This window comes from Pseudochrobactrum sp. XF203 (assembly GCF_020341615.1).
GTDB classification, from domain to species: domain Bacteria; phylum Pseudomonadota; class Alphaproteobacteria; order Rhizobiales; family Rhizobiaceae; genus Pseudochrobactrum; species Pseudochrobactrum saccharolyticum.
Genome location: NZ_CP084392.1, coordinates 3285397 through 3311663, shown reverse-complemented (window position 1 = coordinate 3311663; position 26267 = coordinate 3285397). Strand labels below are relative to the sequence as shown.

The following is a 26267-nucleotide window of genomic DNA, read 5'->3' as shown; positions in this document are numbered from 1 at the left end:
TCGACCAACCAATGAAAACTGCGAGTGAAAATTATGATCGAGACTGGCAATCGCAATCCAGCTGCTTCCATTGCAACGACGGGGCTAAAAGACCTCGCCGCGGTCTATTATAATTTCGGACCGGCTCAGCTCTATGAGGAGTCGATCCGCCGCGGTGAATCAACTCTGACTGCACAGGGCGCTTTGATGGCCGTGACCGGACAACATACCGGACGTAGCCCTAAAGACAAATTCGTTGTGCGTGATGCAACCACCGAAGACCAGATCTGGTGGGACAATAACAAGCCGATGAGCCCGGAAAATTTTGCCAAGCTGCATGCCGATTTCATTGAGCACGCCAAAGGCAAAGAACTGTTTGTTCAGGATCTGATCGGCGGCGCCGATGCCGAGCACAATATCAAGGTTCGCGTTGTAACCGAATTTGCATGGCACTCGCTGTTCATCCGCAACCTGCTGATCCGTCCTGAAATTGCTGCCCTGCAGAGCTTCATGCCGGAAATGACCATTATTGATTTGCCATCCTTCCGCGCTGATCCTGAAAAATACGGCTGCCGTACAGAAACTGTGATCGCCTGCGATCTGGTCAACAAAGTTGTGCTGATCGGCGGTACTTCCTATGCCGGTGAAATGAAGAAGTCGGTCTTTACCGCTCTGAATTACATTCTGCCTGCAAAAGGCATTATGCCGATGCATTGCTCAGCCAATGAAGCACCAAACGGCGACACCGCGATTTTCTTCGGTCTGTCCGGCACCGGTAAAACCACCCTCTCCGCTGATCCGACACGCACGCTGATCGGTGATGATGAGCATGGCTGGAGCGAAAACGGCATCTTCAACTTTGAAGGCGGCTGCTACGCCAAGACCATCCGTCTCTCGGCAGAAGCTGAGCCGGAAATCTATTCCACAACACAGCGTTTCGGCACTGTGCTGGAAAATGTTGTTCTTGATGAAAACCGCCAGCCGGATTTCAACGATGGTTCGCGCACAGAAAATACCCGTGCAGCCTATCCGCTGGATTTCATCTCCAATGCATCCAAGACAGGCACTGCCGGTCAGCCTAAGAATGTTATCATGCTGACAGCTGATGCGTTCGGCGTCATGCCTCCTATTGCCAAGCTGACCCCTGCTCAGGCTATGTACCACTTCCTGTCCGGTTACACCGCTAAGGTTGCCGGTACTGAAAAAGGTGTGACCGAGCCGGAAGCAACCTTCTCCACCTGCTTTGGTGCGCCTTTCATGCCGCGCCATCCGTCGGAATATGGTGATCTGCTGCGTAAGCTGATTGCTGAGCACAAAGTTGACTGCTGGCTGGTCAATACCGGCTGGACCGGTGGCGCTTACGGCACCGGTAACCGTATGCCGATCAAGGCAACACGCGCCCTGCTCTCCGCAGCACTTGACGGTTCGCTCAATGGCGCGGAATTCCGCACAGACCCTAACTTCGGTTTTGAAGTTCCGGTTGCAGTTCCGGGTGTTGATTCAAGCATTCTCGACCCGCGTTCAACATGGGCGGATAAAGCTGCTTATGACGCACAGGCTAAAAAACTGGCCAACATGTTCATCACAAACTTTGCCAAGTTTGAAGATCATGTAGATGCTGAAGTCCGTTCGGCGGCACCGGCTCTGGCAATTGCTGCTGAATAAATAAATCTGCATTTCTGAAATAAAAAACGGTGCCTTTCAGGCACCGTTTTTTATTTCTGCACTTATCTTCGCAGATTTCAGATATTCCGTTATAAATCCGCTCATGACGGAACAAAACAAACATCTTATCCGCATTACCAACCGGATCAGCATTCATGAAAACCTGCTGGAGGAGAGCTTTATCCGCTCTTCAGGTCCAGGCGGACAGAATGTGAATAAGGTTTCAACAGCCGTGCAGCTGCGCTTTGCAGCCATGCAAGCGGGCTTGCCGGAAGATGTCTATGCGCGTCTCATCAGCCTTGCTGGGCAGCGTGCCAATAAAGACGGTGAGATTGTGATTGAAGCCAGCCGCTTCCGCAGTCAGGAAAAGAACCGTGAAGATGCCCGCAACCGTATGATTGCTTTGATTATTGAGGCTGCCAAACCACCACCGCCACCGCGGAAAAAGACCAAGCCGACCAAAGGCTCTGTCGAGCGACGCCTGAAAGCAAAATCCGGTCGCGCAGACGTCAAGAAAATGCGTCAGCGTGTCAAAGGTGATTAGAGCGACCTTTGTGTGCCAGATCTGGCACACGGCGCTCTAATACCCGATAATCCCTGTTATTTTATACGGGTGGCTTCCTTAATTCATTTACCTGCCTATATTCTTTAAGCGGATGATATCTGACACTCAAAGGAGAAACGGAATGGGCATATTTGATTTTGTGAAATCGGTTGGTACCAAACTTGGCTTTGGTGACGATGAGCCTAAAGCAGAAGATCTGAAGAAAGAGCTGGATTCTCATAATCTCGGTACCAGTGATGTGCAGGTAACTGTTCAGGGCGACAAGGCTGTACTTTCCGGCAATGTCAAAGATCAGTCCGCTTTTGAAAAAGCGATTATTGCTGTCGGTAACTCCCTCGGTGTTTCCAAAGTGGAAGCCTCGGAACTGAAAGTTGACGGCGCTGCTGAAGGTGCGGCACCGGTTTTCTACACCGTGAAAAAGGGCGACAATCTTTGGAAAATCGCTGAAGCCCAATATGGCAAAGGCCATGGCGATAAAAACCCGAAAATCTTTGAAGCCAATAAGCCAATGCTGACCTCACCGGATAAAATCTATCCGGGTCAGGTTCTGCGTATTCCGCCACTTGCATAATTCAGGTTCAAAATAAAAAGCCCCACTGTCATCAACAGCGGGGCTCTTTTTACAACTTGAAGTTCAGATTTTGCGCAGAGCGACTTCTTCAATCATATGATTTTCGCCTTTGCGCAGGATCAGATCGGCACGCGGACGTGTCGGCAGAATATTCTCAAACAGGTTTTTGAGATTGATATTCGTCCACAGGCCTTCGGCAATCGACAATGCCGCCTCTTCCGACAATTGCGAATAGCGATGGAAGAAGCTCTGCGGATCACGGAATGCCGTTTCACGCAGTTTCATGAAGCGGTTGATATACCATTTGTGGATCAGCACCGGATCAGCATCAATATAGATTGAGAAATCAAAGAAATCCGAGACAAATGGCACGGCCTTGCCGTCCGCAGGCAGATCACGCACCTGCAGCACATTGATGCCTTCAAAAATCAGAATATCCGGCCGGTCAATGGTCACATGCTTACCGGCAACCACGTCATAGGTCAGATGCGAATAGACCGGCGCCTGAACATGGCTCATGCCTGCCTTCATAGATGACAGGAAGTTGAGAATGGCACCGGCGTCATAACTGTCCGGAAAACCTTTCCGCTCCATCCGTCCTTCAGCACGCAGTACTTCATTGGGATAGAGAAAGCCGTCAGTCGTCACCAGCTCGACTTTAGGGCTTGATGGCCATCGGCTCAGCAATTCCTTCAGAATACGCGCTGTGGTCGATTTTCCGACCGCAACGGAACCGGCAATGCCGATGATAAACGGTGTTTTGACCGTATCATCCTTCATCAGGAACTGTTTGCGCTGTTTATAGAGCGATTGCAGCGCTTCCACATGGGTCGACAGCAGACGCGACAAAGCCAGATAAATCCGGCGTACCTCATCCAGATCCACCGGATCGTTCAGCGAGCGCAGACGTTTCACTTCATCCAGTGTCAGGGTCAGCGGCGTATCGGCACGAAATTCTGCCCATTCCGCAGCGGTAAAAACCTGATAAGGCGAATAATGCTTCTTTTTGAAAAGATCCATGGAGTGCATTTCGATCTCTGAATAAACCCGGGAACCAGATGAATGCTTCAGTCTATTCCGGTTTTCGTGCAGCTTTTTCCTGAAGACCGGTTTGCGATGTACGTTTATCCAGTTCCTGCATCACGGATTCCAGCGACACACCCGCAATCTTCCATACTACCAGCAAATGATAGAGCAGATCGGCACTTTCAGAAATGACAGCTTTTTCATCCTGCATCATCGCCGCAATAACAGTTTCAACCGCTTCTTCGCCCAGTTTCTGGGCGGCCTTATGCTGACCTTTGGCAATCAGTGAGGCTGTATAAGATGAACCATCTGTTGCAGCCGCGCGATTAGCAACAATCTGCTCAAGCTCAGCAAGGGTGAAATCTGTCATGCTGCACTCCTGTTTCAGTGCAATTTATAGAATGCGCGATGAGAATCCCGCACAGCAATGCGAATGGTCTTTAAAGCAAATGAGGGATGAAAAGCACCCCTCATTGCATGAAACAACTTAATTTTATCAGTAAATCAACCTGGTTTCCTCTCCGAAAACCAGGTTGATCTGTTAATTTCGAACATCATCCAGACGCATGGCAATACCGTGACTTGCCATATAGCGTTTGGCTTCTTCAATTGTGTAAGTGCCAAAATGGAAAATAGATGCTGCCAATACCGCACTGGCATGGCCTTCCTTCACACCGGCCACCAGATCATCCAGAGAGCCGACACCACCGGAGGCAATCACCGGAACACTCACGGCATCGGCCACAGCGCGGGTCAGCGCCAGATCATAGCCAACTTTGGTACCGTCACGATCCATCGAGGTCAGCAGGATTTCCCCTGCTCCGCGATCAACCATTGTGCGGGCAAATTCAATCGCATCAAGACCGGTTGCATTGCGGCCGCCATGGGTGAAAATCTCCCAGCGATCCGCCTCTCCTGCGCCCGATACTTTCTTGGCATCTACGGCGACAACAATGCATTGATTGCCGAATTTATCTGCCGCTTCCGCAATCAGATCAGGATTTTGTACCGCAGCAGTATTGATTGAAACCTTGTCAGCACCGGCCAGCAAGAGTTTGCGGATATCAGCAACCGCACGTACACCGCCGCCGACTGTCAGCGGCATGAAACATTGTTCAGCGGTGCGGGCAACCACATCGAAAATCGTCTCACGATTATCCGATGAAGCGGTAATATCGAGAAAGCAAAGCTCATCGGCACCCGCTGCATCATAGGCTTTTGCGGCCTCCACCGGATCACCGGCATCAATCAAGTCAACAAAGTTGACGCCCTTGACGACGCGCCCGTCTTTTACATCGAGACATGGAATAACCCGTGCTTTAAGCATTTTCGCCTCCGGTCCGGCGCGTCTTTTTAAAGTTTGTCTGTCCTCGCTGCGCTGCGGGCAGACGGGTACTTCCATCTTTTACATCCAGACAAGCAATAACCCGTGCTTTTAAAGTCATTGCGCGGCCTCCTTCGCGGCACGTAACAGTGCCAGCGCTTCAGCCGGATCAATACGGCCGTCATAGAGTGCACGACCGGAAATTGCACCTTCCAGCTTACGGGCATCGGCTTGCGTCATACGATGAATATCATCCATCGAGGCCAGACCGCCGGATGCAATCACCGGAATGGACACGGCTTCTGCCAAGCCCAGAGTTGACGGCCAGTTGATGCCTGCCAGAATACCGTCGCGGTCAATATCCGTATAGATAATCGCTGCGACCCCTGCCCCTTCAAATTTCTGCGCCAGTTCAATCACGCCGAGTTCTGAAGCCTCTGCCCAGCCCTCAACCGCAACCTTGCCGCCTTTGGCATCAATGCCGACAGCGACTTTGCCCGGAAATTCTTTACAGGCTTCAATCACCAGCTGCGGATCACGCACGGCAACGGTGCCGAGAATGACGCGGGAAAGCCCCTTGGAAAGCCATGCCTCAATATGTTCCAGCGTGCGGATACCGCCGCCGAGCTGAACCGGATTTTTAGTCGCTTTAAGGATGGCTTCCACGGCCGCACCATTGACGCTGGAACCTGCAAAAGCGCCATTCAGATCAACCACATGAAGCCACTCAAATCCCTGATCTTCAAAGGCTTTCGCCTGAGCCGCAGGATCAGTGTTATAAACCGTGGACTGGTTCATATCACCCAGTTTCAGGCGAACGCATTCACCGTCTTTCAGGTCAATTGCCGGAAAAAGTATCATGGCTTCCACTTCAGGAAATTAGTAATGAGTTTAAGGCCGAGGCGCTGGCTTTTCTCCGGATGGAACTGCGTGCCGACAATATTATCGCGCGCAATTGCCGCCGTTACCGCTCCGCCATAGCTGGTGGTTGCCAGCACATCAGCGCTGTTTTTCACATCAAACATATAGGAATGCACGAAATAGGCATGCAAGCCATGCTCGCCGGTTTCTATATCGTTGAATACCGGATGGGCATGGTTCAGCTCGATGGTATTCCAGCCGATCTGCGGAATTTTCAAAGCGGGATCAGACGGCTTCATCTCGCGCACATCGCCTTCAATCCAGTTGAGGCCATTGGTGATGCTTTTTTCCAAACCGCGCGTTGAAAGCAGCTGCATCCCAACACAAACGCCGAGAAACGGCCGTGCTTTATGCTGAACAACTTCGCTCAAAGCATCAACCATGCCGGAAACAGCATCCAGACCGCGACGGCAATCGGCATAGGCGCCAACACCCGGCAACACAATATGATCTGCGGCCAGTACGGCTTTGGCATCACTGGTCACATCCACATGAATGGGACTGCCCATATCCGATACCGCACGTTCAAAAGCCTTGGCTACCGATTTGAGATTTCCGGAACCATAATCAATAATGGCAACACGCATGTCACGACCTTCCGTGATAATCAACCAGACCGATCATAGCGCCGTCTGCAGCATGTGTTGCCGCAGGAACCGCCGTGCCGGTCACAGTGCCGGACAAAACCTTATTGTCAGAACATACAGAGACAGGCTCTGCTTTTTCTGCCGGTTTTGCAGCACCATAAAAATAAAGAGTTTCCGCATCGCTCAAGTCATTGGCGCTGATGAGTGCCACTTCCTCATAACCCTTGCGTCTGAGCGCTGTGAGATACCAGTTACGCCCTTCCAGCGCAACAAACAGCGACAGCAAAAGTGACAGGCCGGAAACGACAAAAGCAGAAGAAAGATAAGAACCCAAAACGCTGAATGCACCCCAGCCGATCAGAGCAACCATCAGCGCATGCCACCACAGACGATGCGTAAGCAGCCAGAGAAACGGCAGGATCAGCGCGAAGACGGTAAATTCATCGCGCACAAAAATCGTATGGTCACCCGCAACAGCTTTAACCGGTTTCAGTTTTACCGCGTCCGTTGGTTCCAGAACGATATAGCTGGCCATAATCAGCCTTTCAGCGTGCCTTTTGTCGAAGGAATGGCATCTTTCTGCCGCGGATCGGTTTCAATCGCCATACGCAATGCGCGCGCTACAGCCTTGAAACAGGTCTCGGCAATATGATGATTATTGATACCATAGCGCATATTCACATGCAGGGTAATGCCTGCATTCTGCGCCAGCGCCTGAAAGAATTCCCGCACCAGTTCCGTATCGAATGTGCCGATTTTCGGTGCATTGAAGGCCACATTCCACACCAGAAACGGACGACCGGATACATCCAGCGCCGCAGAGGTCAGTGTCTCGTCCATAGCGAGATCAATCGAGGCATAACGGACAATACCACGGCGCTCACCCAGAGCTTCCGCAATGGCTTTACCAATGGCAATGCCGGTATCTTCAACCGTATGATGGTCATCAATATGCGTATCACCCTTGGTGGTGATTTTCATATCAATCAGCGAATGTCGCGATAATTGCTCCAGCATATGATCGAAAAAGCCAACGCCGGTCGAAATATCGAAACGGCCCGTACCATCCAGAAAGACTTCAGCTTCAATGCTGGTTTCTTTGGTGCTGCGGCTGACTTTTGCTATACGCTGATTGCTCATATTGATAACCCGATCTTGTTCTTCTCCGGCCTTGTTCTAGAACAGTGGTTGAGTTTTGCCAAATGCTTTGATGAAACAGGCTGTATTATTGTCCGTTGTAATTTACGTATGAGATCATAAATACAGCAGATCGATTTGATGAAGACCAATCAGCGGAGTTGCGCAAATGATTGAACATAATCCGAATACAATTTACGGCACCACCATTGTCACCGTGCGCAAGGAGAATAAAGTGGTGATCGCCGGTGACGGACAGGTGTCCCTCGGCCAGACCATTATGAAGGGCAATGCCCGCAAAGTGCGCCGTATCGGCAAAGGCGGCAGCGTGATTACCGGTTTTGCCGGTGCGACTGCCGATGCTTTCACCCTGCTTGAACGGCTGGAAGCCAAGCTGGAACAATATCCGGATCAACTGATGCGCGCATCCGTAGAGCTGGCCAAAGACTGGCGTACAGACCGCTATCTGCGCAAGCTGGAAGCCATGATGCTGGTTGCCGACAAGAATATCACGCTGGCCATTACCGGTCTCGGCGATGTTCTGGAGCCGGAAAACGGCGTGATGGCCATCGGTTCCGGTGGGAATTACGCGCTGTCGGCAGCCCGTGCACTGATCGACACAGACATGGATGCGGAAACGATTGCCCGTAAAGCAATGACCATTGCTGCGGAAATCTGCGTTTACACAAACAGCAATTTCACTGTCGAAAGTCTTGATTGCGCGTAAGAACCTGCCAATTATGCGGTATCGTTATTTAGTTTTGTAAAACACTAAAGGTTTATCGTGACCGCATCATCACTTCCGCCTGCCGCGTCAAAGCCACATTGGCAGTGGGATAAAATCCTGCTCATCATTGCAATCACAGCAGCCATTCAGGCGGTTATTTTGTACATGATGGGGCGCGTTCCGGTCTGCGAATGCGGAACAATCCGTCTCTTCGTCAATGAAGTGAACAGCAATGAAAATTCCCAGCAATTCTTTGACTGGTACACGCTGTCTCACATCATTCACGGCTTTATTTTCTACGGATTGTTCTGGCTGATTGCACCAAAAGCACCGCTGCATGTGCGGTTGCTGCTGGCGCTCGGACTGGAAATCGGCTGGGAGCTGGTTGAGAATTCGAATTTCATTATTGAGCGCTACCGGGCCAATACATCCTCCGTGGATTATTTCGGCGACAGTATTCTCAATTCCGTATTCGATACGCTCTCCATGGTACTGGGCTTTTTTCTCGCAGCCCGGCTTCCTATATGGGTGATTATCGTCACGGCAGTGTTTTTCGAAATTCTTGCCCTTATCGTTATTCGAGACAACCTTATTCTCAATGTTATCATGCTGCTGCATCCGGTTGACTTTATCCGGCAGTGGCAAAGCGGATCCTGATAAATATGACCACATTTTCTCCACGTGAAATCGTCTCTGAGCTTGATCGTTTCATTATCGGCCAGAAAGCTGCCAAGCGCGCTGTTGCCATTGCCCTGCGCAATCGCTGGCGCCGTCAGCAGCTGGAAGGCAATATGCGCGAAGAGGTGATGCCGAAAAATATTCTGATGATCGGACCAACCGGCGTCGGTAAAACGGAGATTTCACGCCGTCTTGCCAAGCTGGCCGGTGCACCTTTCATCAAGGTTGAAGCAACAAAATTCACTGAAGTCGGCTATGTCGGCCGCGATGTGGAACAGATCATCCGTGATCTGGTGGAAATCGCCATTGGCCTCGTGCGCGAGAAAAAGCGCGAAGAGGTGAAAGCCAAAGCCCATATCAATGCGGAAGAACGCGTATTGGACGCATTGGTCGGCAAAACTGCCAGCCCTGCGACCCGTGACAGTTTCCGCAAGAAACTGCGTGAAGGCGATCTTGATGATAAAGAAATCGAGATTGAACTGGCTGATAACAGCTCCGGTATGCCCGGTTTTGAAATTCCGGGTATGCCAGGCGCCAATATCGGGATGATAAACTTAAGCGATATGCTTGGCAAAGCCATGGGCGGGCGGACAAAGCCGCGCAAAACCACGGTTAAAGAATCCTATGCGCTGCTAATCAATGATGAATCCGACAAGCTGCTCGATCAGGATCAGGTGACACAGGAAGCACTGGAAGTCACCCAGAATGACGGTATCGTCTTCCTTGACGAGATCGACAAGATCGCATCCCGTGAAGGCGGTATGGGGGCAGGGGTTTCCCGCGAAGGCGTGCAGCGCGATCTGTTGCCGCTTGTAGAAGGTACCACCGTTGCGACCAAATACGGGCCGGTTAAAACCGACCATATTCTGTTTATCGCTTCGGGCGCTTTCCATGTTTCCAAACCATCAGATTTGCTGCCGGAATTGCAGGGACGTCTGCCGATCCGTGTTGAGCTGAATGCTCTGACACGCGAAGATTTCCGCTCGATCCTGACGGAAACCGAAGTCAGCCTGCTGAAACAATATGTGGCACTGATGGCGACAGAAGAGGTAACGCTGGAAATTACAGACGATGCCATTGATGCGCTTGCGGATATTGCCGTTGATCTCAATTCCACTATTGAGAATATCGGTGCGCGTCGCCTGCAAACGGTAATGGAAAAAGTATTGGATGATATTTCATTCAATGCGCCGGATAAAAGCGGTTCCACTTTCACCGTGGATGCAGCTTATGTGCGCAGCAGCATCGGTGATCTGGCCAAGAATATCGACCTGTCACGCTTCATCCTTTAATGCGGATATAAGCCTATTATAAGCATTGTGTGACATTCACACATCATATGCAGTTAAGTTTTTGAAACCCTCTCGACTTGTGCGCGAGGGTTTCATATTTTCTGCGCGAAGTTAAAATGCCGTGCTTTCCTGAAATTCCCATTCAGCAGGACAAGCAAATGCGAACGGAGCAAAAATACCTATGAACCTCGGCAACAATTTTAAACGGATAGCAATTGCTGCCGGAACAGGTTTTTTTGCACTGACACTCGTCTCCAATGCACAGGCTACAACTGTCGTACCGGCCGGTAACCGCAATGCCGAGCAGCCGACCATTCCCGGCGCTTCCGCCAACCGCACCAAAAAAATGCGCACGACTTATGAAGCCAAATATCAGAAAATCTACGGATTGCTGAAATCGGATCGTGGCTTGCGCACCAAAATCAAATCGGCGGCCGCAGCCTATAATATTGATCCCGTGCATATTGCCGGTGCGATTATCGGCGAGCATACCTATAATGTTGATGCCTATGACCAGCTGCAGACCTATTATGTCAAAGCTATTTCCTATGTGAAACAAGGCGTCAGCTTCAGCTATAAAGGTGAATCTGTCAGCGATTTCATCAAACGTCCTGAATTTGAGAAATGTGCGGGTCTGTCAGATAGTTATTCCCTCTGGACCTGCCGTGAAAATATCTGGGACAGCAAATTCCGCGGCAAAAAAGTTGACGGTAACGCCTATCCGAATAACCGCTTTGCTGCCGTGTTTTTCCAGCCTTTCTATGCAGGTCAGACCTTTGGCCTCGGTCAGATCAGCCCGCTGACGGCTTTACAAATGTCTGACATGGTCAACCGCGTATCCGGTCTGCCGAAGCTCAGTGCTGATGATGGTGCACAGGTTTATAAAACCATTATGGACCCTGATCTGAGCCTGCACTATATGGCGGCGACCATCAAACATTCCATCACGGCTTATAATAAATATGCCGATTTCGATATTTCGAAAAATCCGGGTATTACCGCAACTCTGTATAATACCGGCGGGGCAGACAGCCGCGCCCGCGCTCTGGCGGCTATCAATGCAGGCAAACAGAATAAACAGCTGCCGCAGGAAAATTACTATGGCTGGCTGGTCAATTCCAAAATCGATGATCTGAAATCATTATTTTAAATTGAGGTTTCAGAGCGTGTCGCGTTTAATTGTATCCGCTGCGCTCGCTCTGTCTTCTTGTTTTTACGCATGTCGTTATCGGAAAACCGGTGTTCACTTTTCCGCGACATGCTCTAGAGCGGTTTACGTCCAGATTGGATCACAGCGCTCGCTCTAGATTCTTTATTTGGTCGCATTATCACTGCCATCAAGTTGATCCAACTTGAATGTGAAATGCTCTAACGCAGGCTGCGGTGTTTTTTATGAGCCAGCCGCAGCGTTGTGCTGAGGCTTTCGATCATATTCCTGTCCAGAATACGGATATGATTAGCCAATAGATTAGCTAATTCTGTAGCCTCCGGTGACAGGCCAGAAGTGTCGATTGTCACACGCGGATGAGAGATCATTGCCAGATTTTGCAATTCCTCTGCCTCATCCCAGATAATATTGAAATAGCCGATAATTCTTTGCAGCAAATCCCATGTCGGCTGACCACGGCGCCCGTGCTCCAGTGCTGAAAGATAGGCGGCCGACACGCGGATAGCTGTCGCCATTTCCTTCTGGCTGACACCGCGTTCCTCACGCAATTTCCGTAAACGCTGACCAAATGGTGTCATGATAATGGCCGCTTTCCTGACGGGAAGGACTGGCGCTCTGCGAGCTTCTCAGCCGGTGTTTTGCGCAACCTGACATAGAGCGCACCTTGCCCGCCGTGATGGCGCACAGCATCCTCATAGGCGCTCACATAGAGGCGGAAGAGGGGCGTGGAGAACCAATGCGGCACAGCCTGTTTTAACACGCCGTCACTGCCCATAGATGTGCCTTTGCCGGTAATCACCAAGACAAAGCGCAGACCTCTGTGCCAGGCATCTGCAAGAAAACTATAGAGCAGATCGTGCGCTTCATGCTGGCGCATACCATGCAGATCGATCCGTGCCTGAATTTCAACGCGCCCCTTGGCAATCTTACGGATTGTCGGCCGGTCGATATCGTGAAGCGGATTGGTGACCACATCTTGTTTTTTACGGCTTTGCAGAGATGTTTCACCGGCTGCTTTGGCAACAGACGCTTTGACCGGCTCGGCCTCCACACGCTGCGGAATATTGATGCCATTCTCAATATCCCACAGATGCATATCCTCGATCACAAAGGCCTGTCGTGGCTTAACAGGACGCAAAGGACGGGTTGTGCGTGCAACTGTTTCCCAGAGAATACGATCCTCATTTTTGAGAAAGCCAGAATTCTGTTTTGATAAAACCTCAGCCGGATCGGGTTCCACTTTCGGATTTTTTGGTATTTTCATTGTATTTTTATCCGAAATGCGCGTGGCAGAGCGCTTATTCTTTTTGTGTTTCATAATGCTAATCCGCCACCTTTTTTCGGGGAACCAGCATTATAAAATCAGCATCATGACGTATTCCGCCGGCAAGCGCGCCAGCCGCATCACCGGAACCGAAAAACAGATCGCCGCGGGCAGGGCCAAGAATGGCTGATCCGGTATCCTGAGCAATCATCAAATGACGAAAAACCTCGCCATTTTCTAAATTCTTATGTGTGTTTATGAAAAACGGCGTGCCAAAGCAATGATATTTACGATCCACCGCCAGTGATCTTTGTGCGGTCAAAGGTACTTTGGCAGCCGCCACCGGCCCGGATAAAGGATCATCCACAGGAGCTTCACGGAAGAAAATATAAGACCGGTTATGCCACAGAATTTCATCAATACGGGCAGGGTGCTCTGCCAACCATTGCCGGATCGACTGCATAGTGACCTTTGCAGGTTCCAGCTCGCCTTTATCAATCAGAACCCGTCCTGCACCGGTAAAGCCATGGCCTGACTTAGCCGCATAGGTCAGGCGCATCTGCGTGCCATCGTCAAAATTCAGACGCACAGCACCTTGTACATGAGCGAAATAGGCGTCCACTCTATTGGCTACATAGGCAATTTCCAGACCTTGCCCTGCCAATGCTCCCTCATCAATCGCCTGCCGGTCAAAATATTCGGTAATCTGCCCGTTATGATAACGGCCAAAAGCCATGTCCTCAGGCAAATCTTTCGGACGATTATCCGCATCCAGCTTGATGAGATCTGGCGGCTTTCGATAAAACGGCACTGAATATTGTGCAGTTTTTACACGGGAAGCAGCAATTTCCGGCTCGTAAAAACCGGTTACAAAACCGGTTTTCCGGTCATGGGGAATAATTTTAACGGGATAAAAGCAGCGCTCAAAAAATACACGCGCTGTCTGCCGGTCAATTTGTTGTCCCGCCGCCAATGAACGGGCTTGCGCGAAAACAGGCAAAAGGTCTTCAAATTGCGGGCCAAGACTACCGCTCTTATAGAGATGCGTTTCGGCATAGATGGCGGATTTCAAAAAAGCATAAAAGGCTGCAGCGTGATCATCTTCTGCCCAGCCAGCGCAATCGGTGAAATTGAGAAGCTCAGTGGAGCAGTGCGCAGCAGACAGATCTGACATAACACTGCTCCTCAAATATTTTTAAGCTCGACAATTACCGATGCTGACCCAGTAACAGAGATAGAGCATTTCCAGTTTTTGTATAATCTGAGGAAATGCGCTATTTCTTTGTTTTTACGCATTTCCTGACGCAAAACCGGTTCCCACTTTTGCTGGGAATGCTTTAATCTTCCGCTTCGGTTGCCACCAGTTTCCAGTTCGGATCGCGGTTTGCAGTGTTACGGGCAAAAGTCCAGACATCGCGGATTTCCGCAACTGTTTCCAGATCGCCGTCGATAATATTGCCCTGCTTATCCTGTGTCGCAGAGATCATCTCGCTGACAATACGCACTGTAACCTGTGCATCTTTGCCTTTCATATCAGCCGCAATGATTTTTGCCTGATTGATACCAACAAAGGTGGAATTCACTTTTTCACCACGGGTTTCACGCTCTTTAATCGCAGCATCAAAACCTTCGTAAACATCTTTGGAAAGCAGGTTTTTCAAAGTTTTACGATCACCGTCGGCAAAGGACAGCACAATCATCTCATAGGCCATTTTGGCACCGTTGAGGAATTCTTTCGGATCAAAACCGGCATCCTGTGCGCGAATATTGCGCAGACCGTTGTTCAGCTCCGAGCCTTCCGGTGCCATTGCATCAATTGTTGTAAAATCTTTTGCCTGATTTTCAATTGTCTGGCGTTGCGGCAGCGAAACAACATTGTCTTTCTGCTGCGACAGAGCGGCAGTATCATCCTGACGCGTTGTATAAGGATCAAAAGGCGGCCGCTCATTGCCTGTGCGTTTGCCCAATACACTACGCAGCTGCAGGAAAATAATCACTGCAACAATGAAGAAAAAGAATGTGCCAAAACTGAAAAAATTCATACCGCTCGCCAATTATCTCCGCAGTGATCTGCCGGAACTCACAATGAACTTCTAGAGCATTTCCAGTTTAAATTGAATCATTATAAATGCTCTAGTCTTTTGTTTTTATGCGTATATTGTTCCGAAAACCGGTTCCCACTTTTCGGGATGCACTCCAGCTGTTCAGTTTCAGGTTTTGCCTGTACTGAAGAATTATACAATATCTTTTTTACAGAACATATTCTGAATATGCTGTACCAGACCGGATATTGTATAATTCTTCAGTACGGGCAATCTGCCAGATGTGCTGCAACCAGTTATTAAGACGGCTCAAAGATACCATAAAAACGCTATGTTTTGAAAAAATATATAGTTCACCGCATTCCGGCATTCAAATGCCAAACCGGAATTCTTATCTGTATATCCTGTTTAAAATCATAATCCGGCATATTTACGGTAAAATCCGTCCGTGCCGCTCCAGTATCAAGAGGTTCATCACCCGTGACAAAAATGCTTGGTCCGATCAGCCTGCTGCTGTTTTTAGCCCTGCCATTTATAGAGATCGCCGGTTTTGTCATTGTCGGTTCAGAAATCGGTGTGCTGGCAACACTTGGTCTGATTATCCTCAGTGCGGTTCTGGGTTTTGCATTATTGCGCCGTCAGGGTCTGAGCCTGCTTAACCAGATGAAAGCAGAAACCGCCGCAGGACGTGCACCGCAACGTGAAATCATTCACGGAACCTTGCTGATTTTTGCCGGTATTTTGCTGATTATTCCGGGATTTCTGACCGATATTATCGGACTTTTGCTGTTTATCCCGTTTGTCCGCGACCTGATCTGGAACCGTTTTTTACGTAACCGTGTGGTGATGGCGACTGATTTTCAGGCAGGCAGCGCCAGCTATCAGCCTTACGGACAAAGACATACGCCACAGGATGACGATATTATTGATCTCGACCCTGAGGATTATTCCAGTTCATCGGATGCGGACAAAAAGAGTAAGAACTCTCCTTGGGGCACAGATCCGAAAGAGATTGAAGACAACAGAAAATGAATATGCAGCGTGAAAACCGCAGAACAGCATAATTTATTGCCGGTACTGCGTTTTTACGCCTGTCTTTTTAGTATTATCAAATAATGCGCCGCGTTATTGCCTGTAAAAGGTACATATGCTAGCCAAAAGACACATGTTTCGGATTGCTTTTGCAACAGCCATTGTTTTCTGAAATCAGGGGTTCAATTTTATGGTTCAATTGCTTCTTGCGAAGTTTGTTTTACAATAAAATTGTATAAGCTTTCAAAGTGTTACAGCACAAATCATGTGTTGTCATACTGTTCGACGGTCTGTCGATCATCGTTAACAAAAAGGTATATGATAATGGCAGAGACGCCAAACGAAGCACAGAACGGTAACGGTAGTGCACAGCCATCCCTCAACATTCTGGCTCAGTATATCAAGGATTTTTCCTTTGAAAGCCCGAATGCACCGCTTTCCCTGCGTCCGCGTGAAAATGCGCCAAACATCAGCATCAATGTTAATGTGAACGCAAATCCGATCGCTGAAGGCGATTTTGACGTTGTTCTGACCCTGACCGCACAGGCCGGTGAAGGCAAAGAAGTTCTGTTCAGCACAGAACTGGTTTATGGCGGCGTTTTCCGCATTCAGAACATTCCGCAGGAACATATGCTGCCGATCCTGTTCATCGAATGCCCGCGTCTGCTGTTCCCGTTTGCCCGTCAGATCATTGCTGATGCAACACGCAATGGTGGCTTCCCGCCGCTGATGATCGACCCGATCGATTTCGCCACCATGTTCCAGCAGCGTATGGCTGAAGAACAGGCAAAAGCTCAGGTTAAAAACTAAGCTTTCTGAAGATTTTACAAAAAAGCCGCTGCGTCTCAGACACAGCGGCTTTTTTATTTTCTAAGCAATAATCAGTTCAGATATTTTTTCCAGATTGCTTTATCGCCCATTTTATCAATGAGCTTCTGATGCGCAGCAAGATCATCAGCAGTCAGGCGTGAGGGCAGGGGCTGAGGACGCGCTTTCAGAACAATCTCGGCAACAGGTTCATTGCCGTTCTTGTCTTCATTGGCAGATTGTACGCTCAGACCCAAAGATGTCTGACGGCCGCCGAGCAGCTCAATATAAACTTCTGCCAGCAATTCCGTATCAAGCAATGCACCGTGCAATTTACGATGCGCATTATCGACGCCATAGCGCTTACACAGTGCATCCAGCGTGTTTGGCCCCATTGGGTGCTTGCGACGCGCCAAAGCCAGCGTATCGATCACCACGTCGGTAGAAATCGGTGTCCGGTCAATCCGCTCCAGTTCGGCATTCAGAAAGCCGATATCGAACATCGCATTATGCGCGACCAGTTTTGCGCCTTCGATAAAGGTCAGAAACTCATCCGCAATTTCAGGAAAAGTCGGCTTATCCAGCAGACTTTCATCGGTAATACCATGAACAGCCAATGCATCCGGATGAACCTTTTTGCCCTGCGGATTGATATAGATATGAAATGTTTTGCCGGTGATGAATTTATTCACCATCTCGATACAGCCGATTTCAATCACCCGGTCTTCATTTTTCTCAAGGCCTGTGGTTTCCGTATCGAAAACAATCTCGCGCATGGTTCGTCCTGTAAATTGCTTATGCAGCTGTGTTTAACAGCTTTTCTAAAATCTCTGAAACTTGCTGACGGGCAAATTCTTTGTCCTGCCCCGTATCAACAATAAAATCGGCTTTTGCGCGCTTTTCAGCATCCGGCATCTGACGTGCCAGAATAGACTGAAATTTCTCTTCCGTCATATTCTCTCGGGAAAGCACCCGTTCCCGTTGCATTTCATAAGGCGCACTGACCACAAGGATTTTATCCACACGACCTGTTCCGCCGGTTTCAAACAGCAGCGGAATATCCAGAACCACAAGTTTGGCACCTTTGGCCTCAGCATCGCGTAAAAACTGCTGTTCTTTAGCATGGACGAGCGGATGAACAATATTCTCAAGCTTTTTAAGCTCATCCGGCTTGCCCAGAACACTGGCCGACAGGATTTTACGATCAACTTGTCCGCCAATAACAGCTTCAGGAAAAGCTTCCGCAATCAGCGGCACGGCTTCAGACTGATAAAGCTGATGGACGACCGCATCGGCATCATAAACCGGCACACCTCTATCCGCAAAAATCTGTGCGGTTGTGGATTTCCCCATGCCGATTGAGCCTGTCAGTCCAAGCTTTATCATAAGTCTGCCTATCAAGATTTTTGAACATCATTCAATATGATCTGACGCAGTTCATCTGTCACCTCAGGACGCACGCCGAACCAGTGTTCAAAGCCCGGCACTGCCTGATGCAGCAACATGCCAAGACCATCCACACAACGCAAATCGGCCTGACGCGCCTGAGCCAAAAACGGTGTTTCCAAAGGAATATAGACAATATCCGTTGCAACCGCACCGGTTTTGGCTTCAGAGAAATCAAGCGGAAAAGCTTCTGCTTCGCCGTGACCGCTCATACCCAGTGAGGTTGTATTCACAATCACATCGGCTGAACGCACAAAGCCCTGTGCCTGATCCCAGCCTGTAGCTTCAATTTTTGAACCAAAATGTTCGGCCAGAGCCTGCGCCCGCTCCACAGTGCGGTTCACTACAATGATTTTCTCAAAACCACGGTTCAGCAAAGCATAAAGCACTGCGCGGCTGGCACCGCCTGCACCCAGAACCAAAGCCGTTTTGCCGCCTTTATCCCAATCCGGCAATTGCGCATCGAGATTTGCGGCAAAACCATAGGCGTCCGTATTGCCGCCATTGAGTTTATTTTCCGCATCTATCCACAGCGTATTCACAGCCCCGATAGCCTCTGCTGCGGCATCACGTTTTTCACATAATGCAAAGGCAGTTTCCTTATGCGGAATCGTCACATTCCCGCCACGCAATCCTTGTTCTGCAAGGGTTTTAGCAAAATGCGGAAAGTTCTCAGGGTTGTTTTCAATCGCCTTGTAAGAGCCGCTCAAACCATAGCGCTGCAGCCAGTAATTATGAATTAAAGGCGAGCGCGAATGTTTAATCGGAAAGCCGGTTACAAAGGCCTGTTTCATCTCAGCCATCAATAATTCCTCTGGCACGCAATTCTTTCAGCAAAGGCAGTAATGGCAGGCCGACAATGGTGAAATAATCACCGTCTATTTTGTCGAAAAGCTGAATGCCTTCACCCTCAACCTGATAAGCACCGACACTGGAAAGCGCAATATCACCGACCCGCGCCAGATGACGGCCGATAAAGCCCGGCTCCAAATGACGCATTGTCATATTGGCAACTGAAACATGACGCCATACGGTCTGGCCGTTCTGAACCAGTACCACAGCACTGTTTAACTGATGGGTTTTACCGGACAAAGCCAATAAATGACGGCGCGCACCGTCCATATCCGCAGGCTTGTGAAAAATTTCATTGCCGAGTGATAATGTCTGATCGCAGCCGATAATCAGTGCATGCGGAAAACGTTCACTCACTTCTTCCGCTTTGGTTTCTGCAAGGATCAGCGCCACGTCTTCCGGCGTTGCACCGGTTTCATAAAGCGGTGCTTCCACCGCGCGCTCATCAATATTGGCTTTCTGCGATGTAAACTGAATGCCCGCATTCTTTAAAAGTGCTGCACGAAAAGGGCTTTGAGAAGCAAGGATCAAAGGCAGTGCCATATTGAAAACTCCGTTCAAATATCAAAAACTCACTGCCATATACGCAGCTCAAAATACTTCTCTGAAGAATATCAGATATTTCACTACACAGCACAGTGAAAAAATACCTATCAGTCATCCGTTCTGACGCGCGGGCGCAGAGCCAGAATAGCTGCGGCTGTCTCTTCAATCGAACGACGTGTCACATCAATCACCGGCCAGTTATTGCGCTCGCAAATATTGCGCGCATAGGCCAGTTCCTGCGCAATATTGATACGATCCGTATAGCTCTCCGTATCCAGCCCCGGAGACGTACCCAGCAAACGGTTCTGTCGGATGTGAGAAATACGCTCGGCACTGGCAATCAGTCCGACAACAAGCGGCTTTTTCACATGAAGCAGTGCTTCCGGCAGCGGTATGCCTAAAACCAACGGAATATTGGCAGTTTTGATGCCGCGATTGGCAAGATAAATGCTGGTCGGTGTTTTGGATGTACGGGAAATGCCGATCAGAATAATATCGGCTTCTTCCAGATCTGGCGGCAATTGCCCGTCATCATGCTCCATCGTGAAATTCAGCGCATCAATCCGGCGGAAATAATCGGCGTCCAGCACATGCTGCGCACTGGCGCGGCGATGAGCAGGCGCTCCGAGATAGGACTGAAAAGTTGCCAGCACCGGTTCCAGCACCGAAACACTCGGAATACCCATCTGCGAACAGGCTTCATCAATTTTCAAAGCCAGTTTCTGATCCACCACTGTGTAGAGAACAATGCCCGGTTCGGCATCAATATTCTCCAGAATTTTAGCCAGCTGTTTCTCGGTTCGGATCAGCGGATACATATGCTCAATGGCCCGCGCATGGCTGTATTGAGCCGCCGCCGCACGGCCCGCTGCAAGGAGAGTCTCTCCTGTTGCATCTGAAATCAGATGAAGATGAAAGTAAGAAAGAGTCTTTGTCACAGATTTCTCACATCCCTGTTGATGGCTGTGTGTAAAAAGTACCGGCTCAGAGACGTCTTTCTTTGCCTGTTGATTTAAACAGGATTCATCCACAGCGCGCCGGACTGTATATTCGTGACAATAAACACTGTGGGTAACAGGAGCAATTCAAACTTACACAGAATTCATTCAATGGTTTTCCACAGGATAGGTTTAGTGATATTTCCAATAAGCGTTGGTTTTTATTGAGAAATTTTTGGTCGCATTGCTTTTTCCCGTTTGATGGGCAATTTATCCACATCAGCCGGTTTTCATGATCGTCCTGTGGGAAAACTCAGGGAAACATTTAATCCCCGTTATCAACAGACTCTAAGAATCATAAGAATCCAAAAATCATCACTTTCTTTATGGGATAACCGGGGAAAACCGGTGTGGGTAAATCGCATGACACGTAAAGTTCTGAACGTTCTCAAAGGTGAAACCGTCTTTCCACCACCAATCTGGATGATGAGACAAGCAGGACGTTATCTGCCGGAATATCGCCAGACACGACAGCAGGCAGGAAGCTTTCTTGATCTGTGCTATAATCCTGAACTGGCAACGGAAGTGACACTTCAGCCTATCCGCCGTTATGGCTTTGATGCAGCCATTCTCTTTTCAGATATTCTTGTCATCCCTCACGTTCTTGGACGTGACCTTCGCTTTGAAGAAGGAAGGGGACCTTTAATGACACCTGTGACAGTTGATGAAATCAAAGATCTCGACATTACAGGTAAAGCAGCCAAATTAAGCGCTGTTTATGAAACCGTCAGCCGTTTGCGCGAGCAATTGCCGAATGAAACCACGCTGCTCGGATTTTGCGGTGCTCCGTGGACTGTTGCCACCTATATGATTGCCGGCCACGGCACACCGGATCAGGCACCGGCACGTTTGTTTGCCTATCAGCACCGCGATGTTTTCATCAAGCTGCTGACTGATCTTGCAGATATTTCTGCGGAATATCTGATTGAACAGCTTAATTGCGGTGCCGATGCGGTTCAGATCTTCGATTCATGGTCCGGCGTACTGGACGAAGATTGCTTTGAAGATTTCTGTATCAAGCCGGTTGCCCGCATTGTTAAAAAAGTCCGCGAAACCCATCCTGATGCTGTGATTATCGGTTTTCCGAAAGGGGCAGGGATGCTCTATCAGGATTACCGCGCCAAAACCGACGTAAATGCTCTTGGACTGGACTGGTCTGTTCCTCTGACCTTTGCTCAAGGATTACAGCAGCAAGGCGCTGTACAGGGCAATCTGGACCCCCTGCGTGTGGTTGCCGGTGGCAAAGCTCTGGATGAAGGTATTGATGTCATTCTTGAGAAGCTGGGGCAGGGACCTCTGATCTTTAATCTTGGTCATGGCATCACACCGCAGGCGCCGCTCGAAAATGTCGCTCAAATGGTCAACCGTATCCGTCAGGCAGGTGCATAATGGATAAATCCGGCACAAATACAGGCAATCCTGCTGTGAGAGCAGTGGTTGCTGTCGCTATAACTGCCATTGCTGCCTATGCGCTGTTTTTTGCAGCGACAGATGCAGCCTATCTCTGGATCAAAGCATTTCATATTATTGCTGTGATCGCATGGATGGCGGGCATGTTATATCTGCCGCGGCTTTTTGTGTATCACAGTCAGGAAAAGACCGGATCTGAAGCCTCCGAAACTTTTAAAATCATGGAACGCCGGTTGCTGTGCTATATCATCAATCCGGCGATGATTGTGACCTGGGTTTTAGGCCTGTGGCTGGCGTGGAAAATCTTTGAATTCCGCGGCGGCTGGCTGCATGGCAAGATTTTGCTGGTTGTTTTGCTGTCCGGTCTGCACGGCTATCTTTCCAAGAGCGTGCGGATGTTTGCTCAGGATAAAAATACCAAATCGACCAAACATTGGCGCATTGTGAATGAAATTCCGACAGTTCTGATGATTTTGATTGTCATTCTGGTTGTCGTAAAGCCGTTCTGATCCCTATATAAAAATAAGAAATTACGCTTTGAGCGTTGTTCAGAGCGTAATTTCATCTTCTGAGACGATTTTATAGAGCTGCAAAGCAGCTTGGCTCTTGCTCAAATCACCGGAACCGGTTAAGGAAAGACACCTTCCTTCAAGAATAGCAGGTTTCCGATGCCGGTCATGCCCCTCATGACCATTATGAGCGCTCAACTGCATTTTTCTTTTTTCAATCTTTTATAATATGAGTTCCGCACCCATGCAGGAAATGAAACTACAAGATCTTAAGAACAAGACACCTGTCGATCTGCTCGCTCTCGCTGAAGAGCTGCAGGTTGAAAACGCCAGTGTTATGCGTAAACAGGAACTGATGTTCGCTATTCTGAAGAGCCTTGCCTCTCAGGAAGTCGAAATCATCGGTGAAGGTGTCGTCGAATTATTGCCGGATGGCTTTGGCTTTTTGCGTTCGGCAAATGCCAACTATCTTCCGGGCCCGGATGATATTTACATTTCTCCTTCGCAGATCCGCCGTTTTTCGCTGAAAACCGGTGATACGGTTGAAGGGCCGATCCGCAGCCCGAAAGAAGGCGAACGTTATTTCGCACTTCTGAAAGTGAATACGATCAATTTTGAGGATCCGGAAAAGATCCGTCATAAAATCCATTTTGATAATCTGACACCGCTCTATCCGAATGAGCGTTTCAAAATGGAACTGGATGTTCCTACCAATAAAGACAATTCAGCCCGTGTGATCGATCTGGTTGCACCGCTTGGTAAAGGCCAGCGTGGTCTGATCGTGGCGCCGCCACGTACCGGTAAAACGGTTCTGCTGCAGAATATTGCGCATTCGATTACCGCCAATCATCCGGAATGCTATCTGATCGTCTTGCTGATTGACGAACGTCCTGAAGAAGTGACCGATATGCAGCGCTCGGTAAAGGGCGAAGTTGTATCTTCGACCTTTGATGAGCCGGCATCCCGTCACGTTCAGGTTGCCGAAATGGTGATTGAAAAGGCAAAACGCCTTGTTGAGCATGGCCGTGATGTGGTCATTCTGCTTGACTCGATCACCCGTCTCGGCCGCGCTTATAACACCGTAATTCCTTCATCCGGTAAGGTTTTGACCGGTGGTGTGGATGCGAATGCGTTGCAGCGTCCGAAACGCTTCTTCGGTGCCGCCCGTAATATCGAAGAAGGCGGCTCGCTGACTATTATCGCAACCGCGTTGATCGATACCGGTTCGCGTATGGATGAAGTTATCTTTGAAGAATTCAAGGGTACCGGTAACTCGGAAATCGTGCTTGACCGCAAAGTTGCTGATAAGCGCATCTTCCCTGCGATGGATATTCTCAAGTCCGGTACACGTAAGGAAGATCTGCTGGTACCGCGTCAGGATCTGCAGAAAATATTTGTTCTGCGTCGTATTCTTTCGCCAATGGGCACAACCGATGCGATTGAATTCCTGATCGATAAGCTGAAACAGACAAAGAATAATGCTGAATTCTTCGATTCAATGAATACGTAATTTGTTTCACTATGCAGATATTAAAAACGCCGCCTCAAAAGGGCGGCGTTTTTGTTTAGAGCATTTCACAGTCAAGTTGGATCAACTTGACGGCTGTGATAATGCGACCAAATAAAGAATCTAGAGCATGCGCTGTGTTTCAATCTGGAAATAAATCGCTCTAGAGCAGCTTCTCAAGATCAGCGGCATCATAGACCGGCGGTAAACAGACCTGATTGCGGCAGAGAATGGCACAGGAGCGTTCGCCAGCCAGAGACAGGAAAGAAGCCCATTGCGGCTGCTGGGAGGCTTGACTACGGCTTAGAATGATATCTGTGCGGCAAGGATCGGCATGACGTGATGCACAGCGGTATAAATCGTCATCTTTATTCTCAATAATCAGCACAAGCTTAACCGGATCAAGCAGTTGCACTGAGGCATTGAGAATTCCTGCTTGTCCATAAGCCATTGTTTGACCGCGCCCCAAGGCACGCTCCGCAAGTCTGTTGGCCTTTGTTAAAAGCTCTTCATCCTCAGCTATCAGCGCCAGTCTTGTACAGGCTTCGATAATTTGGCTGGTGCTGCTTGGAATAGCTTCATCCTGATCGCCAAAAAGATAGAAAATCACATCATCATTATCCAAAGCTGTTAGCCGGTAATCACCATTCTGGTCGAGATGATGCTGATTAAGTGAGATTAACAATGCTTTGGCATCATCAATATAGTTTTGCTGCGGATCAGCCTGATAAAGCGACAAAGCTGCATTAATGAGTGCTGCATAATCAGAGGACAGGGCAGGGAGCTTTGATGCAGTCTTTGACCAGACATGGCTGATGACTGCGCCTTGCTGAGGATATAATATGCGATAGGTTGTTTTTGCGAGTTCCAGCCAGTCGGTACGTTTAAAAACACGGGCAGCTTCAGCCAAAGCACGAATGAAATAGGCATTCCAATCTGTCAGACATTTTTCATCGCGGCCGGGTCTGGTTCGCTGATTTCTGATGCCAAGCAGTTTTTCCCGCAGTGGTTTAAATATTTTATCATCTTCTTCGCTGAAATTCAGCATATCCAGCCGGTGAAGAATATTGCTGCCTTCCCAGTTTCCTGCAGGACTGACATTGTATTTTGCAATGAACTCAGGAGCATCTTTGCCGAGAATGCTCTCTATTTCTGACTGGTCCCAGACATAGAATTTACCCTCAACACCTTCGCTGTCAGCATCAAGACCGGAGGCAAAACCACCATCCGGCAAGGTCATTTCAGATATCAGCCACTGAATAATTTCTTCGATTCGAACCCGAAACAATGAATTATGCGTGCTGCTCCATGCCCACAGACACTGCCGGATGGTCTGAGCATTATCATAAAGCATCTTTTCAAAATGCGGCACGAGCCAGAATGCATCGGTGCTATAGCGGGCTAAGCCACCGGCGAGGTGGTCATAAATACCGCCATTGAGCATTTTCTCCGTGCTGAGAACAAACAGATCATAATGCTGTTGCTGCTGGCTGATTTTCCATGATGTCCAGAGCATCGACATGAACGGAAAATTCGGAAATTTAGGTTGTCCGCTGAGACCGCCATATGTCGTATCAATACGTCTGGCTATTGTATCAGCATAGCGTTGGAAAGCGCTTTCATCATTCTCAGCAGGTTTAGCATCCGGTGTTAAAACAGTCTGCAAATGTGTTTTAAGCGCTGTCACATTGCCATTAATTCGCTCGCGGTCATTTTTCCATAAAGTGCCGAGGCTTTGAAGAATATCCATAAAGCCGGGCAGACGACCATTGGCATGTTTTGGAAAATATGTGCCACCCCAAAAAGCATCCCCCTGAGGCGTTAGAAAAATTGTGAGCGGCCAGCCACCTTGCTCTCCCATGGCTGTGAGGGTTGACATATAAATCTGGTCAATATCCGGCCGTTCTTCCCGATCCACCTTAATATTGATAAAATGCTCATTCATCAGTTGAGCAACTTGCTCATCCTCAAAACATTCATGCGCCATGACATGGCACCAGTGACAGGCGGAATAGCCGATTGAAAGCAAAATCGGCTTATCATGAATACGAGCGAGTTCGAGCGCTTCATTGTCCCAGAGCTGCCAGTTGACCGGATTTGCACTGTGCTGTTTCAAATATGTGCTGTTCGCTGTATGAAGGCGATTAGAGCTGGCATTGTTTTGTGTCGGGCTTTGCGTCGGGTTCATGGCTTTGCCTTTCCGATTTTCAAGCC

30 protein-coding genes are annotated in these 26267 nt (G+C 49.0%); 12 read left to right on the top strand and 18 right to left on the bottom strand.

All coding sequences use genetic code 11. The annotated features are described in order from the left end of the window. Positions 1-33: 33 nt before the first annotated feature. From LDL70_RS15195 to lysM, 3 genes are all read left to right on the top strand, one after another. The gene (locus tag LDL70_RS15195; protein ID WP_213599596.1) at positions 34-1644 is read left to right on the top strand and encodes a phosphoenolpyruvate carboxykinase; all 1611 of its coding nucleotides are present in this window, start codon (positions 34-36) and stop codon (positions 1642-1644) included. Positions 1645-1747: 103 nt separating this feature from the next. Further along, positions 1748-2188 (top strand): alternative ribosome rescue aminoacyl-tRNA hydrolase ArfB, encoded by a 441-nt coding sequence (arfB, locus tag LDL70_RS15190; RefSeq protein ID WP_151158834.1) that lies wholly within the window; start codon positions 1748-1750, stop codon positions 2186-2188. A 142-nt stretch (positions 2189-2330) separates the two neighbouring features. Next, complete coding sequence (lysM, locus tag LDL70_RS15185; RefSeq protein ID WP_022709265.1) at positions 2331-2780, top strand: peptidoglycan-binding protein LysM; 450 nt, start codon at positions 2331-2333, stop codon at positions 2778-2780. A 63-nt stretch (positions 2781-2843) separates the two neighbouring features. Here lysM and coaA read toward each other — a convergent pair whose 3' ends face one another. The 7 genes from coaA to hisB form a co-directional block, all read right to left on the bottom strand. Then, positions 2844-3800 (bottom strand): type I pantothenate kinase, encoded by a 957-nt coding sequence (gene coaA, locus LDL70_RS15180; protein ID WP_022709266.1) that lies wholly within the window; start codon positions 3798-3800, stop codon positions 2844-2846. A 52-nt stretch (positions 3801-3852) separates the two neighbouring features. Further along, positions 3853-4176, bottom strand: a complete 324-nt coding sequence (locus LDL70_RS15175; RefSeq protein WP_075653926.1) for a phosphoribosyl-ATP diphosphatase — start codon at positions 4174-4176, stop codon at positions 3853-3855. Positions 4177-4347: 171 nt separating this feature from the next. Next, complete coding sequence (gene hisF, locus LDL70_RS15170) at positions 4348-5133, bottom strand: imidazole glycerol phosphate synthase subunit HisF (protein ID WP_220158744.1); 786 nt, start codon at positions 5131-5133, stop codon at positions 4348-4350. Positions 5134-5247: 114 nt separating this feature from the next. Further along, positions 5248-5991: a 1-(5-phosphoribosyl)-5-[(5-phosphoribosylamino)methylideneamino]imidazole-4-carboxamide isomerase gene (gene hisA, locus LDL70_RS15165; RefSeq protein ID WP_075653924.1), complete on the bottom strand. Its 744-nt coding sequence runs from the start codon at positions 5989-5991 to the stop codon at positions 5248-5250. Continuing rightward, positions 5988-6638: an imidazole glycerol phosphate synthase subunit HisH gene (gene hisH, locus LDL70_RS15160; RefSeq protein ID WP_225685550.1), complete on the bottom strand. Its 651-nt coding sequence runs from the start codon at positions 6636-6638 to the stop codon at positions 5988-5990. The genes hisA and hisH overlap by 4 nt, the downstream gene beginning before the upstream one ends. Before the next feature lies 1 nt (position 6639). Then, positions 6640-7173 carry a DUF2628 domain-containing protein gene (locus LDL70_RS15155; protein ID WP_225685539.1) on the bottom strand — a complete coding sequence of 178 codons (534 nt, stop codon included), beginning with the start codon at positions 7171-7173 and terminating at the stop codon, positions 6640-6642. Positions 7174-7175: 2 nt separating this feature from the next. Beyond that, on the bottom strand, positions 7176-7778 hold the full coding sequence (gene hisB / locus LDL70_RS15150; RefSeq protein ID WP_151158839.1) for an imidazoleglycerol-phosphate dehydratase HisB: 603 nt from the start codon (positions 7776-7778) through the stop codon (positions 7176-7178). A 166-nt stretch (positions 7779-7944) separates the two neighbouring features. Here hisB and hslV point away from each other — a divergent pair, with 166 nt between their 5' ends. From hslV to LDL70_RS15130, 4 genes are all read left to right on the top strand, one after another. Beyond that, positions 7945-8502: an ATP-dependent protease subunit HslV gene (gene hslV / locus LDL70_RS15145; protein WP_225685537.1), complete on the top strand. Its 558-nt coding sequence runs from the start codon at positions 7945-7947 to the stop codon at positions 8500-8502. A gap of 57 nt (positions 8503-8559) precedes the next feature. Further along, positions 8560-9159 carry a DUF2585 domain-containing protein gene (locus tag LDL70_RS15140; RefSeq protein WP_075653921.1) on the top strand — a complete coding sequence of 200 codons (600 nt, stop codon included), beginning with the start codon at positions 8560-8562 and terminating at the stop codon, positions 9157-9159. A gap of 5 nt (positions 9160-9164) precedes the next feature. Beyond that, positions 9165-10472 (top strand): ATP-dependent protease ATPase subunit HslU, encoded by a 1308-nt coding sequence (gene hslU, locus LDL70_RS15135; protein ID WP_075653920.1) that lies wholly within the window; start codon positions 9165-9167, stop codon positions 10470-10472. A 181-nt stretch (positions 10473-10653) separates the two neighbouring features. Continuing rightward, complete coding sequence (locus LDL70_RS15130; protein WP_151158841.1) at positions 10654-11622, top strand: DUF1402 family protein; 969 nt, start codon at positions 10654-10656, stop codon at positions 11620-11622. Between the two features lie 218 nt (positions 11623-11840). Here LDL70_RS15130 and LDL70_RS15125 read toward each other — a convergent pair whose 3' ends face one another. From LDL70_RS15125 to LDL70_RS15110, 4 genes are all read right to left on the bottom strand, one after another. Then, entirely contained in the window at positions 11841-12218 is a 378-nt protein-coding gene (locus tag LDL70_RS15125; protein WP_022709150.1) for a helix-turn-helix domain-containing protein, read from the bottom strand. Then, entirely contained in the window at positions 12215-12904 is a 690-nt protein-coding gene (locus tag LDL70_RS15120; protein ID WP_370637843.1) for a Smr/MutS family protein, read from the bottom strand. Before LDL70_RS15120 ends, LDL70_RS15125 begins: the two co-directional genes overlap by 4 nt. 58 nt (positions 12905-12962) lie before the next feature. Further along, the gene (locus tag LDL70_RS15115) at positions 12963-14078 is read right to left on the bottom strand and encodes a murein transglycosylase A (protein ID WP_225685527.1); all 1116 of its coding nucleotides are present in this window, start codon (positions 14076-14078) and stop codon (positions 12963-12965) included. A gap of 163 nt (positions 14079-14241) precedes the next feature. Continuing rightward, positions 14242-14946: a Tim44/TimA family putative adaptor protein gene (locus LDL70_RS15110; protein WP_022709147.1), complete on the bottom strand. Its 705-nt coding sequence runs from the start codon at positions 14944-14946 to the stop codon at positions 14242-14244. Positions 14947-15435: 489 nt separating this feature from the next. Between LDL70_RS15110 and LDL70_RS15105 the strand changes: the two genes are divergently transcribed. After that, positions 15436-15978 carry an FxsA family protein gene (locus tag LDL70_RS15105; RefSeq protein WP_225688604.1) on the top strand — a complete coding sequence of 181 codons (543 nt, stop codon included), beginning with the start codon at positions 15436-15438 and terminating at the stop codon, positions 15976-15978. A 324-nt stretch (positions 15979-16302) separates the two neighbouring features. Further along, the gene (gene secB / locus LDL70_RS15100) at positions 16303-16788 is read left to right on the top strand and encodes a protein-export chaperone SecB (protein ID WP_022709144.1); all 486 of its coding nucleotides are present in this window, start codon (positions 16303-16305) and stop codon (positions 16786-16788) included. Between the two features lie 71 nt (positions 16789-16859). Here secB and dnaQ read toward each other — a convergent pair whose 3' ends face one another. The 5 genes from dnaQ to LDL70_RS15075 all read right to left on the bottom strand — a co-directional run bounded on the left by dnaQ (position 16860) and on the right by LDL70_RS15075 (position 20660). Next, positions 16860-17561, bottom strand: a complete 702-nt coding sequence (dnaQ, locus tag LDL70_RS15095; RefSeq protein WP_022709836.1) for a DNA polymerase III subunit epsilon — start codon at positions 17559-17561, stop codon at positions 16860-16862. Between the two features lie 19 nt (positions 17562-17580). After that, positions 17581-18171 carry a dephospho-CoA kinase gene (gene coaE / locus LDL70_RS15090; protein ID WP_221720607.1) on the bottom strand — a complete coding sequence of 197 codons (591 nt, stop codon included), beginning with the start codon at positions 18169-18171 and terminating at the stop codon, positions 17581-17583. An 11-nt stretch (positions 18172-18182) separates the two neighbouring features. Next, positions 18183-19034: a shikimate dehydrogenase gene (locus LDL70_RS15085; protein WP_225685525.1), complete on the bottom strand. Its 852-nt coding sequence runs from the start codon at positions 19032-19034 to the stop codon at positions 18183-18185. Beyond that, positions 19027-19626 (bottom strand): Maf-like protein, encoded by a 600-nt coding sequence (locus LDL70_RS15080; RefSeq protein WP_022709833.1) that lies wholly within the window; start codon positions 19624-19626, stop codon positions 19027-19029. Before LDL70_RS15080 ends, LDL70_RS15085 begins: the two co-directional genes overlap by 8 nt. A 110-nt stretch (positions 19627-19736) precedes the next feature. Continuing rightward, positions 19737-20660 carry a pyruvate, water dikinase regulatory protein gene (locus tag LDL70_RS15075; RefSeq protein ID WP_370627017.1) on the bottom strand — a complete coding sequence of 308 codons (924 nt, stop codon included), beginning with the start codon at positions 20658-20660 and terminating at the stop codon, positions 19737-19739. 330 nt (positions 20661-20990) lie between these two features. Between LDL70_RS15075 and hemE the strand changes: the two genes are divergently transcribed. Together hemE and hemJ are read left to right on the top strand one after the other, a co-directional pair. Next, positions 20991-22016 carry a uroporphyrinogen decarboxylase gene (hemE, locus tag LDL70_RS15070; protein ID WP_225685523.1) on the top strand — a complete coding sequence of 342 codons (1026 nt, stop codon included), beginning with the start codon at positions 20991-20993 and terminating at the stop codon, positions 22014-22016. Continuing rightward, a complete protein-coding gene (gene hemJ / locus LDL70_RS15065) occupies positions 22016-22546 on the top strand; it encodes a protoporphyrinogen oxidase HemJ (RefSeq protein ID WP_225685521.1) in 531 nt (176 codons plus the stop codon). Before hemE ends, hemJ begins: the two co-directional genes overlap by 1 nt. 39 nt (positions 22547-22585) lie before the next feature. Here the strand turns inward: hemJ and LDL70_RS15060 are convergent, their stop codons facing one another. After that, entirely contained in the window at positions 22586-22744 is a 159-nt protein-coding gene (locus LDL70_RS15060; protein ID WP_221720612.1) for a hypothetical protein, read from the bottom strand. A 46-nt stretch (positions 22745-22790) separates the two neighbouring features. Between LDL70_RS15060 and rho the strand changes: the two genes are divergently transcribed. Next, a complete protein-coding gene (gene rho / locus LDL70_RS15055; RefSeq protein ID WP_022709829.1) occupies positions 22791-24056 on the top strand; it encodes a transcription termination factor Rho in 1266 nt (421 codons plus the stop codon). 160 nt (positions 24057-24216) lie between these two features. On the opposite strand, the gene LDL70_RS15050 is transcribed toward rho, so the two are convergent. Beyond that, positions 24217-26241, bottom strand: a complete 2025-nt coding sequence (locus LDL70_RS15050) for a thioredoxin domain-containing protein (RefSeq protein WP_225685510.1) — start codon at positions 26239-26241, stop codon at positions 24217-24219. Between the last annotated feature and the right edge of the window lie 26 nt (positions 26242-26267).

Bases quoted from the DNA above. Each gene is read 5' to 3' on its own strand.
- LDL70_RS15195 (WP_213599596.1), top strand. From the start codon at position 34: ATGATCGAGACTGGCAATCGCAATCCAGCTGCTTCCATTGCAACGACG.
- arfB (WP_151158834.1), top strand. From the start codon at position 1,748: ATGACGGAACAAAACAAACATCTTATCCGCATTACCAACCGGATCAGC.
- lysM (WP_022709265.1), top strand. From the start codon at position 2,331: ATGGGCATATTTGATTTTGTGAAATCGGTTGGTACCAAACTTGGCTTT.
- coaA (WP_022709266.1), bottom strand. From the start codon at position 3,800: ATGGATCTTTTCAAAAAGAAGCATTATTCGCCTTATCAGGTTTTTACC.
- LDL70_RS15175 (WP_075653926.1), bottom strand. From the start codon at position 4,176: ATGACAGATTTCACCCTTGCTGAGCTTGAGCAGATTGTTGCTAATCGC.
- hisF (WP_220158744.1), bottom strand. From the start codon at position 5,133: ATGCTTAAAGCACGGGTTATTCCATGTCTCGATGTAAAAGACGGGCGC.
- hisA (WP_075653924.1), bottom strand. From the start codon at position 5,991: ATGATACTTTTTCCGGCAATTGACCTGAAAGACGGTGAATGCGTTCGC.
- hisH (WP_225685550.1), bottom strand. From the start codon at position 6,638: ATGCGTGTTGCCATTATTGATTATGGTTCCGGAAATCTCAAATCGGTA.
- LDL70_RS15155 (WP_225685539.1), bottom strand. From the start codon at position 7,173: ATGGCCAGCTATATCGTTCTGGAACCAACGGACGCGGTAAAACTGAAA.
- hisB (WP_151158839.1), bottom strand. From the start codon at position 7,778: ATGAGCAATCAGCGTATAGCAAAAGTCAGCCGCAGCACCAAAGAAACC.
- hslV (WP_225685537.1), top strand. From the start codon at position 7,945: ATGATTGAACATAATCCGAATACAATTTACGGCACCACCATTGTCACC.
- hslU (WP_075653920.1), top strand. From the start codon at position 9,165: ATGACCACATTTTCTCCACGTGAAATCGTCTCTGAGCTTGATCGTTTC.
- LDL70_RS15130 (WP_151158841.1), top strand. From the start codon at position 10,654: ATGAACCTCGGCAACAATTTTAAACGGATAGCAATTGCTGCCGGAACA.
- LDL70_RS15125 (WP_022709150.1), bottom strand. From the start codon at position 12,218: ATGACACCATTTGGTCAGCGTTTACGGAAATTGCGTGAGGAACGCGGT.
- LDL70_RS15120 (WP_370637843.1), bottom strand. From the start codon at position 12,904: ATGAAAATACCAAAAAATCCGAAAGTGGAACCCGATCCGGCTGAGGTT.
- LDL70_RS15115 (WP_225685527.1), bottom strand. From the start codon at position 14,078: ATGTCAGATCTGTCTGCTGCGCACTGCTCCACTGAGCTTCTCAATTTC.
- LDL70_RS15110 (WP_022709147.1), bottom strand. From the start codon at position 14,946: ATGAATTTTTTCAGTTTTGGCACATTCTTTTTCTTCATTGTTGCAGTG.
- LDL70_RS15105 (WP_225688604.1), top strand. From the start codon at position 15,436: ATGCTTGGTCCGATCAGCCTGCTGCTGTTTTTAGCCCTGCCATTTATA.
- secB (WP_022709144.1), top strand. From the start codon at position 16,303: ATGGCAGAGACGCCAAACGAAGCACAGAACGGTAACGGTAGTGCACAG.
- dnaQ (WP_022709836.1), bottom strand. From the start codon at position 17,561: ATGCGCGAGATTGTTTTCGATACGGAAACCACAGGCCTTGAGAAAAAT.
- coaE (WP_221720607.1), bottom strand. From the start codon at position 18,171: ATGATAAAGCTTGGACTGACAGGCTCAATCGGCATGGGGAAATCCACA.
- LDL70_RS15085 (WP_225685525.1), bottom strand. From the start codon at position 19,034: ATGGCTGAGATGAAACAGGCCTTTGTAACCGGCTTTCCGATTAAACAT.
- LDL70_RS15080 (WP_022709833.1), bottom strand. From the start codon at position 19,626: ATGGCACTGCCTTTGATCCTTGCTTCTCAAAGCCCTTTTCGTGCAGCA.
- hemE (WP_225685523.1), top strand. From the start codon at position 20,991: ATGACACGTAAAGTTCTGAACGTTCTCAAAGGTGAAACCGTCTTTCCA.
- hemJ (WP_225685521.1), top strand. From the start codon at position 22,016: ATGGATAAATCCGGCACAAATACAGGCAATCCTGCTGTGAGAGCAGTG.
- rho (WP_022709829.1), top strand. From the start codon at position 22,791: ATGCAGGAAATGAAACTACAAGATCTTAAGAACAAGACACCTGTCGAT.
- LDL70_RS15050 (WP_225685510.1), bottom strand. From the start codon at position 26,241: ATGAACCCGACGCAAAGCCCGACACAAAACAATGCCAGCTCTAATCGC.